We start from the raw sequence: 14740 nt of genomic DNA on the forward strand, positions 1-14740 counted from the left end.
CGGTTACACTCTTCCCTTGATTTTAGTCTTTTTCATGAATCCTTCATAGTTTCTCATGAGGAGTTGGGCTTCGATTTGTTTCAAAGTTTCGAGAGCCACACCCACCATAATGAGAAGTGAAGTTCCTCCGAAAGTATACACTAAAGTTCCCCCACCGGTGTTCGAACCGAGGTTTAAAAACTTTATGATTAAATACGGAGCAAGAGCAAGACCAGCAAGGAAAAGAGCACCCGGTAGGGTGATTCGATTCAAGATCTTCTCAATCATATCTTTTGTTTGGCTTCCAGGGCGAACACCAGGAATAAACCCACCATATTTCTTTAAGTTATCAGCCAACTCCTGTGGGTTGAACTGAATCGCTGTATAGAAATAAGCAAAGAAAATGATTAGAGAGGTATAAATCACATAATAAAATAATGCATGGTACCAGATTTGTGAAAATGGATTAAAATAGTCCATAATCACTGCCCAACCAGCCCACTGACCACCCTTAGATGATAACCACTGAACAATCGTTTGTGGAAACAAAATCAAAGAGGATGCAAAGATAATAGGCATTACGTTTGCACTGTTCACTTTAAAAGGGATGGATTGGCTACGAGCCTGAACCATTTTTCGGCCAACCATTTGTTTTCCATAGTTTAATGGAACCCGGCGAACCCCTTGGGTTAAAATCACTGTAAGTGAAATTAATACGATAAATATAATGATAAGAATCAGGATACTGAGAGCATCCGAAGTATCAGAAGTAAACATAGCAATGAGTGCTTCTGGCATACGACCGATGATACCAGCAAAGATGATGAGAGAGATCCCATTACCAATCCCACGTTCTGTGATTTGTTCCCCTAGCCAAATAAGAAGAACAGTTCCTGTAGTGATGGATAACATCGCTATCGGCAAAAAGTATCCTTCTACTGATGGATTGATGAGGCCAGGATATTTCGCTTGCGCCGTTCCTGATCCAGTAGACCAAGAATTTGCCAATTGAATCACAGCAAGAGATTGGATGGCACAAAGGATAAGAGTTCCATACTTAGTGTACTGTTGGATCTTCTTTCTACCTTCCTCCCCTTCTTTCTGCATTTTTTGCAAACTAGGAATGAGAACCATGACTAGCTGCATAATGATGGAAGAAGAGATATAAGGCATAATTCCTAGTGCAAAAATAGAAAATTTTAAAAGAGCACCACCAGCAAACAAATCCACCATTCCGAGGAAACCTTCACTCGGATCGGCAGTAATGCCCGTCACAATCAAACTATTGATACCAGGAATGGTTACGTGAGTTCCCATTCTGAAAAGTAACAACATACCTATTGTAAATAGGATTTTAGATCTTAATTCCGGGATTCGAAAGATGTTAGCGATGGTTTGAAACATAGGTTATATCTAGTTTTTTTTCTCTTCTTTTTTCTTTTCTCTAATGATGACTTTTCCACCCGCTTTTTCAATTTTCTCTTTTGCAGAGGCAGAAAAAGCATCTACCGTAATGGTAATGGCACTTGTCACTTCTCCAGTTCCGAGTAATTTGATTGGTCCGACTTCGGACTTAATCAAAGACTTGGCTTTAAGAATGGCAGGAGTTACTTCCCCAGAAAGACCTGCTTTTGCTAAAGAGATCAAGTTTACTGGTTGGAACTCTACTGAGAAAATATTTGTAAAACCACGTTTTGGCAAACGTCTGTGGAGAGGGAGCTGTCCACCTTCGAATCCACGTCTCATCGAAGCTGCACGAGCTCTTTGTCCTTTGGAACCACGAGTGGAAGTTTTTCCCATTCCGGACCCTGGACCTTGACCCACACGTTTCGGAGAGGTTTTAGCACCTTCCGGAACTGGAACCAAGTTTTTGTTTCCGAGAGAAGTGGATTTTTTGGGACGTTTTGCCCCAAATCCACGACCTTGTTCAATTCTATCTTGTGCCATACAATTATACCTTTTCCACTTTCAACAAGTAACCTACTTGTCGTAACATCCCTTTCAATTGGGGAGTCATTTTGTGTTTCTTGGATTGACCTTTCTTTTTAAGGCCGAGTGCAATCAGAGTTTTTTTGTGAATCGGAATGATTCCAATAGAACTTCTTTCTTGCGTTACGATCACTTCTTCCATAGTCAGATTCCTTCTTATAGATCTTGCCCAAACAAATGTTTGAGACTAACACCACGTCGTTTCACCGCCATTGACGGTGTTTCCAACTGTTGTAATGCATCCATTGTCGCCTTCACAATGTTCATTGGGTTTGAAGAACCCCATGACTTTGTCAAAACATCTTGAATTCCTGCTCTTTCCAATACGGAACGAACAGAAGCTCCAGCGATGATCCCCGTTCCTGGAGAAGCCGGTTTCAAAATCACACGAGCGGATTTGAACTGTCCGACTACATCGTGCGGAACCGTATGACCGATATAGTGAATGGATTTTAAATTCTTTTTTGCCGATTCAATGGACTTTCGGATCGCATCTGGAACTTCATTCGCTTTTCCAAATCCAATTCCTACTTTTCCTTTAGAGTCACCTACAACAGAAAGTGCGTTGAAGGAGAAACGACGTCCCCCCTTCACTACTTTGGCAACTCGGTCGATTTTTACGACCTTCTCAGTAAATTCTTTTGTTTCTTCTTCTAACATCATTTAGAACTCCAATCCACCTTCGCGGGCAGAATCAGCAAAAGCAGCGATCTTTCCATGGTAAACCATTCCAGATCTGTCGAGAACCACTTGGGAAACACCTGCTTTTTTCGCTTTTTCAGCGACTACTTTACCGAGTTCGGTCGCAGCCGATTTACTCTTCTTTGAATTTTCATGTTTCGGAAAATCTTTACCAAGAGTAGTTGCATAAACAAGAGTTACACCCTTTGCATCATCAATAATTTGTGCAGTGAGGTAACGGTTTGTTTTATTGAAAACCAACCGAGGTCTTTCCGATGTAGAGCGGAGTTTGTATCTGACTCGTTCCGCTCGTCTCAATCTTTTGATATTTTTAGCTGTCTTATTGATCATGACGTTCTACTTCTTACCGGTCTTTCCGGCCTTTCTACGGATGTATTCATTCGCATATTTGATCCCTTTGCCCTTGTAAGGCTCAGGAGGTCTTTTCGAACGAATGTCAGCCGCAACTTGTCCAACCAGTTGTCGGTCAATTCCCGATACTTTGATTTTTAGCTGATCTGCAACATCGATTTTGATACCAGTAGGTTCAGGGAAAACAACTTCGTGAGAATATCCAAGAGCCATCACTAGATCCTTACCGCGTTTTTGTGCACGATAACCAACCCCAGTGATTTCTAAATTCTTTTCCCAACCAGTGGTCACACCTTTTACGCAGTTCATCGCAAGGGAACGAACGAGACCGTGGAGAGCCACAGTCTTTTGATCTTCACTTTTACGAGTGAAAACGAGTTCGCCATTTTCCACATTGGCGCTAACACCTTCGTAAATAGGAGTTTTTAATTCCCCTAGAGGCCCTTTGATTGTCAGGGCTTCTGCTTCTGCTTTCACTTCTACCTTTGCAGGTAATTTAATGATACTTTTTCCAACTCGAGACATGGTGTTATCGTTCTCTAGAATACCTTACAGAGAACTTCCCCTCCTACTCTGAGTTTGCGTGCACGTTTTCCTGTCATCACACCTTTCGAAGTAGAAAGGATGAGGGTTCCGATGTTATTTCGGAACGGTCGGATTTCGCCAGATTGGATATAAACTCGACGACCAGGAGTGGATACTCTCTCGATCATACGAATTACCGGCTTTTTTTCCGTGTCGTATTTTAATTTTACTTGGAAGTCATCAAAACTTCCATTTTTTACTGTTTGAACATCATCAACAAAACCTTCTTCTTTAAGAAGATCTAGGATGGACTTTTTGATTTTGCTACCAGGAATCACACAAAGCTCATGTTTAGCTTGTTGTGCGTTTCTGATTCTTGTTAGCATATCTGCGATTGGATCTGAAAGACTCATACTTACCTTAACCTAATTACCAGGAGGACTTTTTCACACCGGGGATCTGAGCCTTGCTAGCAAGGTCCCGGAAGCAAAGACGACACATATCAAAGCGGCGCAAATAAGCGCGTGATCGACCACAAAGAGGGCAACGATTGTACTCTCTCACTTTGAATTTTTGCTCTTTGGCGTGGCGTTCCATCATTGATTTTTTCGCCATGAGTAATCTCCTACTTACCTGCCGTTCGGTAAGGCATACCGAAGGCTTGGAATAATTCGAACGCTTCTTTGTCCACTTCCGTGTTCGTTACGAAAGTGATATTGATCCCATAGATAGTATTGATTTTATCAAAATGAATCTCAGGGAAGATGATCTGCTCTTTTACGGAAAGGTTGTAATTTCCTCGACCGTCGAAACCTTTTGGGTTGACTCCGCGAAAGTCACGAACCCGTGGAAGAGCCACGTTGATGAATCTATCAAGGAATTCATACATATGATGACCACGAAGGGTAACTTTACAACCGAGAACCATTCCTTCTCTCACTTTGAAACCCGCAATGGACTTCTTAGCGAAAGTTTTCACTGGTCTTTGGCCTGTAATTTGACCAATTTCTACCAAACAAGCTTCCATCGCTTTTGGATTCGTATGAGCTTCGCCCATACCTACGTTGATCACGATTTTTTCTAATTTGGGAACTCTCATTACACTTTGAAAGCCGAGTGACTTTTGGAGTGTAGGACGGATTTCCGTTTCGTATTTTGATTTAAGCCTAGGTACCATATCTTATACTTCTTTCCCTTCAGGTCGAGTCACTCGTACGGATTTACCATCCTTCTTGGCAAAGCCCAAGCGTACAGCCTTAATTTTCTTCTTAGGCTTTGCTTTGTTCTCTGCTTTTGCGTCGTGAAACATCACATTGGAAATATGGATTGGGAATTCGATTTCGATCGCTCCGCCTTGAGGGTTCTCTTGGGTTGGGCGCACAAATCTTTTTCTTTTGTTCACACCTTCGATATAAACACGGTCTTTGCGTTTATCGATCGCTAGAACTTTCCCTTTTTTTCCTTTTTCTTTTCCGGAAATCACAAGAACTTCATCGTCTTTTTTGATTTTCGTTTTTTTGAATTTAGTGGGCTCGGAGCCTCTATATGCTAACTTAGCTGCCATTTTAGAGGACCTCCGGAGCGAGAGATATAATTTTCATGTATTTTTTATCGCGAAGTTCACGGGCAACAGGTCCGAAGATCCTGGTTCCTTTCGGATTCCCTTTGTCATCAATGATGGCAACGGCATTGTCATCGAAACGAATGTAAGTTCCGTCTGGGCGACGAACTTCTTTTTTCGTTCTCACAACAACTGCTCTTTGAACCGCTTTGTTATGCACTTTTTTACCTTGCCCGTCACGAAGACCGTATGCAGGTTGTGCTTCCTTAACAGCGACGATGATTTCGTCACCAAGCGTTGCGTAGCGTTTTTTGGAACCGCCAAGCACTTTAACGCACATGACTTTTTTCACACCCGAGTTATCGGCTACTTGTAAAATAGTTTCTTGTTGGATCATACTAATTTCGCCTTCTCAATTACCTTTACAAGTTTATGGTGTTTCTGTTTAGAAAGTGGTCTTGTTTCCACAGCGATGACTCGATCACCAACTTGACACTCGTTCTTCTCATCGTGAATTTTCACGCGGGAAGTTCTGGTCATAATCTTCTTAAACCGCGGGTGCACTTTTCTTGTGATGATTTCGATCACTACAGTTTTATCCATAGCATCGCTCACAACTACACCCTGAATGGTTAAAGACTTTTTAGAGTTTTTATCTTCCATAACCTACTTCTTCTTACCTTTGGTCGTTTTGGCAGCTTTAGGAGCTGAACCAGCCTTCGGTGCGATTTGTTTGAGTTTGCCTTTTGCGCTGAGTTCTTTCTCACGAAGTACAGTGAGCGCTTGTGCAATTCTCTTCTTATGATTGCGGATTAGTTTTGGGTTCTCAAGGGATCTTGTCACACCAAACTGAAATCTTGCTTTTCTTACTTCTTCGGAAGAGGAAAGAATTTCTTTCTTCAAATCTTCTGGAGAAAGTGAATTAAAATCGTCTTTCATAGAACGTTCCTCTTAACAAATGAAGTTTCCACTGGCAGTTTGAAAGCTGCTAAATGAAGAGCTTTTCTTGCTGTTTCTTCATCGATACCAGCCATTTCAAAAAGGACACGACCAGGACGGATCTCAGCAATCCAGAATTCAGGGTTACCTTTACCTTTACCCATACGAGTTTCGGCAGGTTTTTTAGTGATTGGTAAATGAGGGAAGATCCTGATCCACAATTTCCCACCTCGTTTTACTTGGCGGTTGATAGTAATCCTTGCAGCTTCGATTTGTCGCGCTGTGATACGACCGGAAGAAATGGCTTTTAAACCATACTCACCGAACGCAACGTAAGAACCTCTTTCGTCCTTACCTTTTAAGCGCCCTCTTTGGCGTTTTCTAAATTTTACTCGTTTAGGTGCTAACATGATTGTTTCTCTTTAGTACTTCTTAACTAGTTCTACGTTTTACAGCGTATTTATCTTCATCGGACTCTTCCTTAGTTGGGAAGTAGTCACCTGTATAAGTCCATACTTTCACACCGATTTGACCGAAAGTCGTGAGAGCTTCTTTAAATCCAAAGTCGATTTTGGCACGAAGAGTATGAAGAGGAACTCGTCCTTCCATATACTTTTCTGTTCTTGCCATATCTGCTCCATTCAAACGTCCGGAGATTTGGATTTTCACACCTTCGACCCCACCGCGCATGGCACGACGAAGTTCCGCTTTCATCACGCGACGGAAAGGCATCCTTTGTTCGATTTGAAGAGCAACCGTTTCGGCAATTGCTTGAGCAATGACTTCTGGTTTTTTCACTTCGATGATGTTCATTCCGATCGGTTTATCAGCGTATTTTTTAAGTTCTTGTTTTACCGCTTCGATGTTTTGGCCTTTTTGACCAATCACCATACCTGGTTTAGAAGTATGGAGGTTCACGTTGATTTTCTCAGGAAATCTTTCGATTACGATCTTCACAACGGATGCGTTTTTGAATTTCTTCTGAAGGAATCTACGGATCTTGATATCTTCGTGAAGATTTTTAATGTAATCTTGTTTGGAAAACCAAACTGAATCCCAGTTACGTGTGATTCCGATTCGTAGTCCGATTGGATTTACTTTCTGACCCATAAATTAGCTAACCTTCTTTTCGATTTCAGATACGACAACAGTGATGTGGCTAAGACGTTTGCGGATCCTTGAAGCACGACCACGTGCTCTTGGGCGGAAACGTTTCATGATAGGGCCGTCATCCACATAGATTTTTTTAACATAAAGTGAACTTGGATCCAAACTTTCATTCATCTGAATGGCATTAGCCACTGCAGAATTCAAAAGGTTGATGATCATTGAACTTGCTGATTTATTTGTAAAACGCAAGATATCAATGGCTTCTTTATAATCGTATCCACGAACTTCATCTGCAACCAGGCGAGCTTTTCTGGCAGAAATTCTGAGGTGTTTTCCTACTGCTTTTGCTTCCATCTCTCTACCTATTTCTTCGCTACTTTTTTGTCCCCACCATGACCTTTGAAGGTTCTAGTAGGAGCAAATTCACCGAGTTTGTGACCAATCATGTTTTCGTTTACATATACAGGAACAAACGCTTTGCCATTATGAATCATTACGGTGTGACCGATCATGTCTGGATAAATGGTACTTCTTCTGGACCAAGACTTGAAGGGAGTTTTTTTCCCTTCAGAGTTTAACTTGGTAATTTTTTTCATGAGGTGGTCGTCAATGAACGGACCTTTTTTTAAGCTTCTAGCCATGAGTATCTAGATCCTACCTATTCCTGTTTTTCTTACGTCTTTGGACAATAAAACGGTCAGACGGTCTAGTCTTACGTGTTTTAAATCCTTTCGTAGGTTTACCCCAAGGAGTCACAGGGTGACGACCTCCGGAAGTTCTACCTTCACCACCACCGAGTGGGTGGTCCACAGGGTTCATAACGACCCCTCTTACTTTCGGTCTCTTCCCTAACCAACGGTTACGTCCCGCTTTACCAATGATGACCAAGTTATGGTCTTTATTGGAAAGTTCTCCGATTGTTGCTAAGCACTCTTTACGCACTTTTCGGATTTCCGAAGAAGGAAGTTTGAGAGAAACGTAGTCACCATCTTTTGCGGAGATCACAGCAAAAGATCCTGCTGTGCGAGCGATTTGGCCGCCTTTTCCGATATGAAGTTCAATGTTGTGAACGTTAGTTCCTGCAGGAATTTTATCTAAAGGAAGAGTATTTCCTAATTTGATTTCTGCGTTTGGACCTGACTCAAGTTTATCACCAACCTTTAGTCCGTTAGGAGCTAAAATGTATCGGTATTCGCCGTCTGAGTAACAAACAAGCGCGATAAAAGCAGAGCGGTTTGGATCGTATTCGATTGTTTTTACAGTCGCTGGAATTCCAAATTTATTACGTTTGAAATCGATGATCCGGAACTTTCTTTTGTTACGTCCACCTTTTCGTCTAACAGCAATACGTCCCTTGTTGTCACGACCAGCTTTATAAGAAAAGTTAGCTGTAAGTGGCTTGTAAGGAACTACTTCAGTGATTTCTTTGAAATCTAAAACCGAGTAGTAACGGCTAGACTGGGTTGTGGGTTTAAGTTTTCTAATTCCCATAATTAAACCTTAGCAAAATCCAAATTTGCTCCGTCAGCAAAGGTCACTACAGCTTTTTTGTAGTGCGGTCTTGGAGACGGCATGTTTCTAAAACGTTTCATTTTCCCACGGTAAACGGCAACGTTTACATTTGTTGGAACTACGTTATACATTTGTTTCAGAGCCTGTTTGATCAAAGTTTTGTTCGCATCCGGGTGGACTTTGAACGTATACTTGACAGTTCTTTTTCCCATACGTTCTCCAATTGTTTGAAGGTCTTGCGACTTTTCTGTAACAACTGGTGATAAGATTACATTCTCTAGGTTCACTGTCTTATCCCTTCTTAGAGTACTGAGCCTGAAGCTCTTTTAAAGCGCTTTCAGAGATTACTAAATTGTTATTATAGAGGATGTCTCGGCAAACGACTCGTTTGCTGTTCACATATTTGAGGTTCTCTATATTGCGAGTGGATTTTTTGAGGAATTGGTTTTCACCAGCTACCACAAAACCCACGTTACCCTTCTCCGCAATTTCCATATTCTTCAAAATGTTGTAGATGGATTTTGTGGAGTAAGAAGAAGGTTCTACGTCTTCTATGATCGCGATTCTGTTTTCTTCTGCCTTTTTATTAAGGATGGAGAGAACAGCCTTTTTCTTAACGCTGCGTGACAAGTTAGAGGAATAATCTCTTGGTTTTGGTCCATGAATGATACCACCACCAACGAAATGAGGAGCTCTGATGGATCCTTGTCTTGCACGACCAGTTCCTTTTTGAGCCCAAGGTTTGATTCCCCCACCGCGAACTTCAGAACGATCCTTAGTGGAATGTGTTCCTTGTCTATTGTTCGCATTTTCAGCTTTAACCGCATCATAGATGGCTCCAAGCGAAATGCCGGTAGAAAAAAGTTCTGCCGGAAGTTCAACTTCGCTTACGAATACGCCTTCTTTATTGTATTTACGCGCTTTCATGTTCTACCTATCTATTTATCCGATTTTTTCTATCGTAACGATACCGCGTTCTTTTCCTGGAACCGGACCGGATACAAATACCAAGTTGGCGTCTGCATCAATTTTTACTACTTTTAGGTTTCGTACTGTGCTCTGTTCAGAACCCATTCTTCCGCCCATTTTTAAACCCTTGAACACACGTCCAGGAGTTGTGTTGGAACCAATCGAACCAGGGTGTCTTTGGAATCTGGAACCATGTCCAGCAGGTCCACCAGCAAATCCATGGCGTTTTACAACACCTTGAGTTCCTTTACCTTTGGAAGTTCCTGTTACTTTCACCGTGTCGTTCAAAGCAAATACATCAGCGAGTTTTACTTCTGATCCCACCGCTACATCTTCAAAACCTTTGAATTCAATCAGAGTTTTTTTCGGAGCTGCAATGTTTGCTTTTTTCGTGTGTCCAACTTCGGCCTTTGTCATGTGTTTTTCCTTGGCATCACCAAAAGCTAACTGAACCGCTTCGTAGCCGTCGTTAGCAGAAGTTTTTACCTGGGACACAAAACAAGGACCCACGCGTAAAACAGTTACAGTAACCATCTTACCGTCGTTATTGAATATGTGGGCCATGCCCAATTTTTCGCCGATTAAACCTTTAGCCATGGATCCTATCCTTAGGATTTAATATCTACGGAAACTCCAGCAGGGAGTTGAAGCTTCATCAGGGCTTCTACCGTATCTTCATTCGTATTTAAAATATCGATGAGTCTCTTGTGAGTTCTCATTTCAAACTGTTCTCTAGCTTTTTTATTCACGTGCGGAGAACGTAATACCGTGTAGATTTCTTTTTTCGTTGGAAGTGGGATTGGACCGGAGACAGTAGCTCCGGTCCTCTTCGCAGTCGCAACGATTTCAAAGGTTGATTGGTCAATCAACCGATGATCGAAAGCTTTTAACTTAACGCGAATTCTTTGTCCAGCCATTGCGATTACTCAACGATCTCCGCAACAACACCAGAACCAATTGTTCTTCCACCCTCACGGATCGCGAACTTCAAACCTTGGTCCATAGCAATTGGGTGGATAAGTTCGATAGACATCGTAACGTTATCTCCCGGCATAACCATCTCCATTCCACCAGGAAGGTTACAAACACCAGTGATGTCTGTAGTTCTGAAGTAGAACTGTGGACGGTAGTTGTTAAAGAATGGAGTATGACGTCCACCTTCGTCTTTAGTAAGAACGTAAACTTCCGCTTTAAACTTTCTGTGTGGAGTGATAGTACCCGGTTTCGCAAGAACTTGACCTCTTTCGATGTCTTCTTTTTTAGTTCCGCGAAGAAGAGCACCAATATTGTCTCCAGCTTCTGCTTGATCGAGTAATTTACGGAACATCTCAATACCAGTAACAACTGATTTAGATGTATCACGGATACCAACGATTTCGATCTCGTCGTTGATTTTAAGAACACCTTGCTCAACACGACCAGTTGCAACAGTTCCACGACCAGTGATTGAGAATACGTCCTCAACTGGCATAAGGAAAGGTTTATCAACGATACGTGTAGGGTTTGGAACGTAAGTATCAACTGCTTCCATAAGTTTAAGAATGGATTTCATTCCTAAATCAGAATCTTCACCTTCAAGAGCTTTTAATGCAGAACCAGAGATGAAAGGTGTTTTATCACCAGGGAAGTTGTATTTGTTAAGAAGGTCTTTGATTTCCTCTTTAACCATCTCCACCATATCGTCTCTTTCATCAGCAGCAAGCATGTCTGCTTTGTTTAGGTAAACCACGATGTAAGGAACCCCTACTTGGCGAGCAAGAAGGATATGTTCTTTAGTTTGTGGCATAGCACCGTCAGTTGCAGATACTACAAGAATCGCAGCATCCATCTGAGCAGCACCAGTAATCATGTTTTTAACATAGTCCGCGTGTCCCGGGCAATCTACGTGTGCGTAGTGACGGTTAGGAGTTTCATACTCCTGGTGAGACGTTGCAATAGTAATCCCACGAGCCTTTTCTTCTGGCGCGTTGTCGATTTGGTCGTAAGCAATCGCTTTGTTTTTTCCACCAACTAACTTAGCAAGCGTTGTTGTGATAGCTGCTGTTAGGGTTGTCTTACCGTGGTCAACGTGACCAATTGTTCCGATGTTTAAGTGTGGTTTTGAACGGTCAAATTTTTCTTTAGCCATTGTTAGAATCTACTCCTCAATCGTGGTGCAAGACCCGATCCTCGGTTCTTTACTCCTTTAAAACTGCATGAAATTCATAGGTAAAAGCAGTCCTTTCCCAAGAAATGCCAATCCCTTTGGTCATGTTTCTAAGAGCCCCTGAAAAGCCAAGCAGGTTTTGAGCCGGTGCATTGGCTTTTAAGTGACTCTTCCCTGCCACAGCTTCGAAGATGGATACCACCTTGGCGCTTCTGCGACTTAGATCAGAAAGAACTACACCCAAGTGGTCCGCGTCTACCATCACATCCACTTCCGTGAGGGGTCCGACCAACTTAGTGTTTGATGGAAACAATTCCCTTACGCCCGCAAGTATTGCTACTTTCAAAAGCGTTAACGTGGTCTGCATTTCTCCCTTGGGCATTTCATAAGAAATGACTCTCAATCGGAGACCGGCAACTTCCTCACCGTAAAACCCGTACAAGCAGGCTTCCAAAAAGGATGTTTCTATCGAATTTTTTACTTCTTCCGGAAGACTTACCTCGAAGGCAATTTGCTTCGAAAAATCGGCAGTATCTTCCAGGACTGCGATGAGCGCGCCGCTTGACTTTTGGTCTTCAAAGGCACGATGCTCTAGGGCAACCTTATGAGACATTTTTTTTAGAAGCTCTATTTTGGCAATGTTTATCGAACTAAATTGGAGTTTTTTTTCAGTTCTCTCCAGAATCCTTCGAATTCCAATCTCCAAATGAAGCTCCCCTCGCCCAAAGAGTACCAATTGTCCGGTTTCCTCTTTTTCAATTACCCTGTATCCTGGATCTTCCCAACCCAGTTCCTCCAAACGACATAACCAAAACTCTTTTTCGGAAGCAAGTTCCGGTTCAATCGCAATCGAAAAGGGGCTTGGGGAACGTTCCGAATGTTTACCCTCAAGATCGAAATTAGTTTTTACCGAAACCGGAGAACCTGGAAGAAGGACCAGGTCCGGATGCTCTTGCAAAAATACAAGTTTCCCTTGAGTCACCTGGGTCAGTTTCTCTTCTGAGTCTGGATCTATGATTTGCAAAGGATGAGTAGAGGTTTCGGTGGTCTCTTTTAGCCCTAAGTTTTTTTGCTTTTGCAAGGTTTTGTAGAATGTTTCCACGTGACGATCTTCTGTTGGGTAAACCACCGCATACCGACCAAGATTTGGATCCGTCCGCCGAGAAAGAACCAAAAGAGGAAACTCATCCAAGGATGATTCTTTTTTCGCCTTTGGTTCTGTCCAAAGAACAAGATCCAGAAGTTCACGAACCCCTTCCCCCGTTTTGGCTGAACCGCCATACACCGGGTATAGTTTTCCCTGTCCGGGTCCCGTACGGAGAGCAATCAAAGAATAGTCAGTTTGACCGGAAGGATCATTCCAAGAAGAAAGAAGGAGTTCATCACTCCAAGAAAGGACTTCCTCCTTTACTGACTTCGGAAACCGAGAAGGATTTTTTAGATAGTATTCCAACTTTCCAGATTCCCCTTTTTGAAAAAGAGAGACAGGGGCTCCCTGCAGAATTTCTTCCAGAGAAACCAAAGTATCCAAATACTCTTCATCAAAACGGTCGAGTTTATTGATAAAGAAAACCATAGGAATTTCTGCTTTGAGCAACTCCTCCATCACGAGCCTTGCCTGTGATTGGACCCCCGCACCCGCTTCCAAAACCACAATGGCTATCTCCATTGCCGCCAAAAGATCAGTCACCTGATTTCGAAAATCTATATGACCCGGAGTATCTACGAGTTGAATTTGAAACTCACCGAATGTTGTTTTCCATGGAATCGAATGGAAGGTTGTCCGAATCGAAATTCCTCTTTCGATTTCTTCCTGCAAACTATCGGATTCGGTTGTCCCATCTTCAATGGATCCCACTGCAGAAATTTTACCCGCTTCAAAAAGAATTCTTTCCGTCAGGGTGGTTTTACCGGAATCGATATGTGCAAAAATTCCAACAGTTCGGTATTTCATAAAAATTTCACGTTAAAATAAAAAAGCCAGGTTTTCACCTGGCTTGTCAATGTTTGGAATCGAATGAAAAAGACTACCAGCGGTAGTGAGAGAAAGCCTTGTTGGCGTCTGCCATCTTTCTGATATCTTCTTTCTTCTTGATTGCAGATCCAGTGCCTTTTTGAGCTTCCATGAATTCTGCTGCCAATTTATTCTTCATTGATTTTTCGTTTCTATCACGGCTGTAACGAATGAGCCATCTGATTCCAAGAGCAAGTCGTCTTTCAGGACGAACTTCGATTGGAACTTGGTAAGTCACCCCACCCACTCGGCGAGATTTTACTTCTACTTGTGGTTTTGCATTTTCCAAAGCCTCTTGGAAAACTTGGTAAGGATCCTGTCCTGTTTTTTTAGCAATTACTTCTAGTGCATCGTAGAACACGGATTCAGCGACACTTTTTTTACCATCTACCATTAGGCAGTTGATAAACTTAGAAATCACTTTGTCGTTGTATTTAGGATCGCCTTCAATATGGCGCGGTTCAACTTTTCCTCTTCTTCTAGACATCTACCTTTCTCCGATTACGCTTTAGGACGCTTAGCGCCGTATTTAGAACGTCCTTTACGACGTTTGTCCACACCGAGTGTATCCAGTGTTCCACGAATGATATGATAACGAACCCCTGGTAAGTCTTTTACCCTTCCCCCACGGATCAGAACCACGTTGTGTTCTTGGAGGTTGTGACCTTCACCAGGAATGTAAGCAGTCACTTCAATTCCAGTAGTGAGACGAACCCTTGCTACTTTACGAAGAGCGGAGTTCGGTTTTTTAGGAGTAAAGGTCATTACCCTTGTGCAAACTCCACGTCTTTGTGGGCACGCTTTTAGGGCAGGAGATTTAGTTCTTTTCTTTTGATCTTCTCTTCCAATGCGGATGAGCTGGTTAATTGTAGGCATTCGATTCCTTCTTCTACTTCTCTGTCTTTAAAAAAATAATGACGTTTTCGTCCAAAATTCCAGACGC

General features: G+C 42.3%; 26 protein-coding genes. All 26 read right to left on the reverse strand.

What is annotated here, in order from left to right:
• Nucleotides 1-3: 3 nt before the first annotated feature.
• The gene (secY, locus tag CH361_RS10395; protein WP_002974039.1) at nucleotides 4-1383 is read right to left on the reverse strand and encodes a preprotein translocase subunit SecY; all 1380 of its coding nucleotides are present in this window, start codon (nucleotides 1381-1383) and stop codon (nucleotides 4-6) included.
• Between the two features lie 9 nt (nucleotides 1384-1392).
• A complete protein-coding gene (gene rplO, locus CH361_RS10400) occupies nucleotides 1393-1926 on the reverse strand; it encodes a 50S ribosomal protein L15 (RefSeq protein WP_100790757.1) in 534 nt (177 codons plus the stop codon).
• 4 nt (nucleotides 1927-1930) lie between these two features.
• Entirely contained in the window at nucleotides 1931-2110 is a 180-nt protein-coding gene (rpmD, locus tag CH361_RS10405; protein ID WP_100743117.1) for a 50S ribosomal protein L30, read from the reverse strand.
• Nucleotides 2111-2124: 14 nt separating this feature from the next.
• The gene (rpsE, locus tag CH361_RS10410; protein WP_002973816.1) at nucleotides 2125-2628 is read right to left on the reverse strand and encodes a 30S ribosomal protein S5; all 504 of its coding nucleotides are present in this window, start codon (nucleotides 2626-2628) and stop codon (nucleotides 2125-2127) included.
• Nucleotides 2629-2631: 3 nt separating this feature from the next.
• Nucleotides 2632-3000: a 50S ribosomal protein L18 gene (rplR, locus tag CH361_RS10415; RefSeq protein WP_100790758.1), complete on the reverse strand. Its 369-nt coding sequence runs from the start codon at nucleotides 2998-3000 to the stop codon at nucleotides 2632-2634.
• A 6-nt stretch (nucleotides 3001-3006) separates the two neighbouring features.
• Nucleotides 3007-3546 carry a 50S ribosomal protein L6 gene (rplF, locus tag CH361_RS10420; RefSeq protein WP_100790759.1) on the reverse strand — a complete coding sequence of 180 codons (540 nt, stop codon included), beginning with the start codon at nucleotides 3544-3546 and terminating at the stop codon, nucleotides 3007-3009.
• 14 nt (nucleotides 3547-3560) lie between these two features.
• A complete protein-coding gene (rpsH, locus tag CH361_RS10425) occupies nucleotides 3561-3959 on the reverse strand; it encodes a 30S ribosomal protein S8 (protein ID WP_002973604.1) in 399 nt (132 codons plus the stop codon).
• 16 nt (nucleotides 3960-3975) lie between these two features.
• Nucleotides 3976-4161: a type Z 30S ribosomal protein S14 gene (locus CH361_RS10430; protein WP_012476296.1), complete on the reverse strand. Its 186-nt coding sequence runs from the start codon at nucleotides 4159-4161 to the stop codon at nucleotides 3976-3978.
• 10 nt (nucleotides 4162-4171) lie between these two features.
• Nucleotides 4172-4723, reverse strand: coding sequence for a 50S ribosomal protein L5 (rplE, locus tag CH361_RS10435; protein WP_100790760.1), 552 nt, complete (start codon nucleotides 4721-4723; stop codon nucleotides 4172-4174).
• A 3-nt stretch (nucleotides 4724-4726) separates the two neighbouring features.
• The gene (gene rplX, locus CH361_RS10440; protein ID WP_004783817.1) at nucleotides 4727-5110 is read right to left on the reverse strand and encodes a 50S ribosomal protein L24; all 384 of its coding nucleotides are present in this window, start codon (nucleotides 5108-5110) and stop codon (nucleotides 4727-4729) included.
• 1 nt (nucleotide 5111) lies between these two features.
• The gene (gene rplN / locus CH361_RS10445) at nucleotides 5112-5504 is read right to left on the reverse strand and encodes a 50S ribosomal protein L14 (RefSeq protein ID WP_002974152.1); all 393 of its coding nucleotides are present in this window, start codon (nucleotides 5502-5504) and stop codon (nucleotides 5112-5114) included.
• Nucleotides 5501-5770, reverse strand: a complete 270-nt coding sequence (gene rpsQ, locus CH361_RS10450; protein WP_012388932.1) for a 30S ribosomal protein S17 — start codon at nucleotides 5768-5770, stop codon at nucleotides 5501-5503. The genes rplN and rpsQ overlap by 4 nt, the downstream gene beginning before the upstream one ends.
• 3 nt (nucleotides 5771-5773) lie before the next feature.
• Nucleotides 5774-6046 (reverse strand): 50S ribosomal protein L29, encoded by a 273-nt coding sequence (gene rpmC / locus CH361_RS10455; protein ID WP_100790761.1) that lies wholly within the window; start codon nucleotides 6044-6046, stop codon nucleotides 5774-5776.
• A complete protein-coding gene (gene rplP, locus CH361_RS10460; RefSeq protein WP_002974545.1) occupies nucleotides 6043-6456 on the reverse strand; it encodes a 50S ribosomal protein L16 in 414 nt (137 codons plus the stop codon). Before rplP ends, rpmC begins: the two co-directional genes overlap by 4 nt.
• 22 nt (nucleotides 6457-6478) lie before the next feature.
• Nucleotides 6479-7156, reverse strand: coding sequence for a 30S ribosomal protein S3 (gene rpsC, locus CH361_RS10465; protein WP_100790762.1), 678 nt, complete (start codon nucleotides 7154-7156; stop codon nucleotides 6479-6481).
• Nucleotides 7157-7159: 3 nt separating this feature from the next.
• Entirely contained in the window at nucleotides 7160-7510 is a 351-nt protein-coding gene (gene rplV, locus CH361_RS10470) for a 50S ribosomal protein L22 (RefSeq protein ID WP_100721562.1), read from the reverse strand.
• A gap of 8 nt (nucleotides 7511-7518) precedes the next feature.
• Nucleotides 7519-7797: a 30S ribosomal protein S19 gene (rpsS, locus tag CH361_RS10475; RefSeq protein WP_002974021.1), complete on the reverse strand. Its 279-nt coding sequence runs from the start codon at nucleotides 7795-7797 to the stop codon at nucleotides 7519-7521.
• 13 nt (nucleotides 7798-7810) lie between these two features.
• Complete coding sequence (gene rplB, locus CH361_RS10480) at nucleotides 7811-8647, reverse strand: 50S ribosomal protein L2 (RefSeq protein WP_100790763.1); 837 nt, start codon at nucleotides 8645-8647, stop codon at nucleotides 7811-7813.
• Between the two features lie 2 nt (nucleotides 8648-8649).
• A complete protein-coding gene (locus tag CH361_RS10485; RefSeq protein WP_100790764.1) occupies nucleotides 8650-8955 on the reverse strand; it encodes a 50S ribosomal protein L23 in 306 nt (101 codons plus the stop codon).
• Nucleotides 8956-8959: 4 nt separating this feature from the next.
• On the reverse strand, nucleotides 8960-9595 hold the full coding sequence (rplD, locus tag CH361_RS10490) for a 50S ribosomal protein L4 (RefSeq protein ID WP_100790765.1): 636 nt from the start codon (nucleotides 9593-9595) through the stop codon (nucleotides 8960-8962).
• A gap of 15 nt (nucleotides 9596-9610) precedes the next feature.
• Nucleotides 9611-10234: a 50S ribosomal protein L3 gene (gene rplC, locus CH361_RS10495; protein WP_100790766.1), complete on the reverse strand. Its 624-nt coding sequence runs from the start codon at nucleotides 10232-10234 to the stop codon at nucleotides 9611-9613.
• An 11-nt stretch (nucleotides 10235-10245) separates the two neighbouring features.
• The gene (gene rpsJ, locus CH361_RS10500) at nucleotides 10246-10554 is read right to left on the reverse strand and encodes a 30S ribosomal protein S10 (RefSeq protein ID WP_002974412.1); all 309 of its coding nucleotides are present in this window, start codon (nucleotides 10552-10554) and stop codon (nucleotides 10246-10248) included.
• 5 nt (nucleotides 10555-10559) lie between these two features.
• On the reverse strand, nucleotides 10560-11765 hold the full coding sequence (gene tuf / locus CH361_RS10505; protein ID WP_002974170.1) for an elongation factor Tu: 1206 nt from the start codon (nucleotides 11763-11765) through the stop codon (nucleotides 10560-10562).
• 49 nt (nucleotides 11766-11814) lie between these two features.
• The gene (locus CH361_RS10510; RefSeq protein ID WP_100790767.1) at nucleotides 11815-13737 is read right to left on the reverse strand and encodes an elongation factor G-like protein; all 1923 of its coding nucleotides are present in this window, start codon (nucleotides 13735-13737) and stop codon (nucleotides 11815-11817) included.
• A 73-nt stretch (nucleotides 13738-13810) separates the two neighbouring features.
• A complete protein-coding gene (gene rpsG / locus CH361_RS10515) occupies nucleotides 13811-14284 on the reverse strand; it encodes a 30S ribosomal protein S7 (RefSeq protein ID WP_100790768.1) in 474 nt (157 codons plus the stop codon).
• Between the two features lie 14 nt (nucleotides 14285-14298).
• Complete coding sequence (gene rpsL, locus CH361_RS10520) at nucleotides 14299-14673, reverse strand: 30S ribosomal protein S12 (protein WP_004783543.1); 375 nt, start codon at nucleotides 14671-14673, stop codon at nucleotides 14299-14301.
• Nucleotides 14674-14740: the final 67 nt, after the last annotated feature.

It is taken from the genome of Leptospira brenneri, assembly GCF_002812125.1.
Classification (GTDB): domain Bacteria; phylum Spirochaetota; class Leptospiria; order Leptospirales; family Leptospiraceae; genus Leptospira_A; species Leptospira_A brenneri.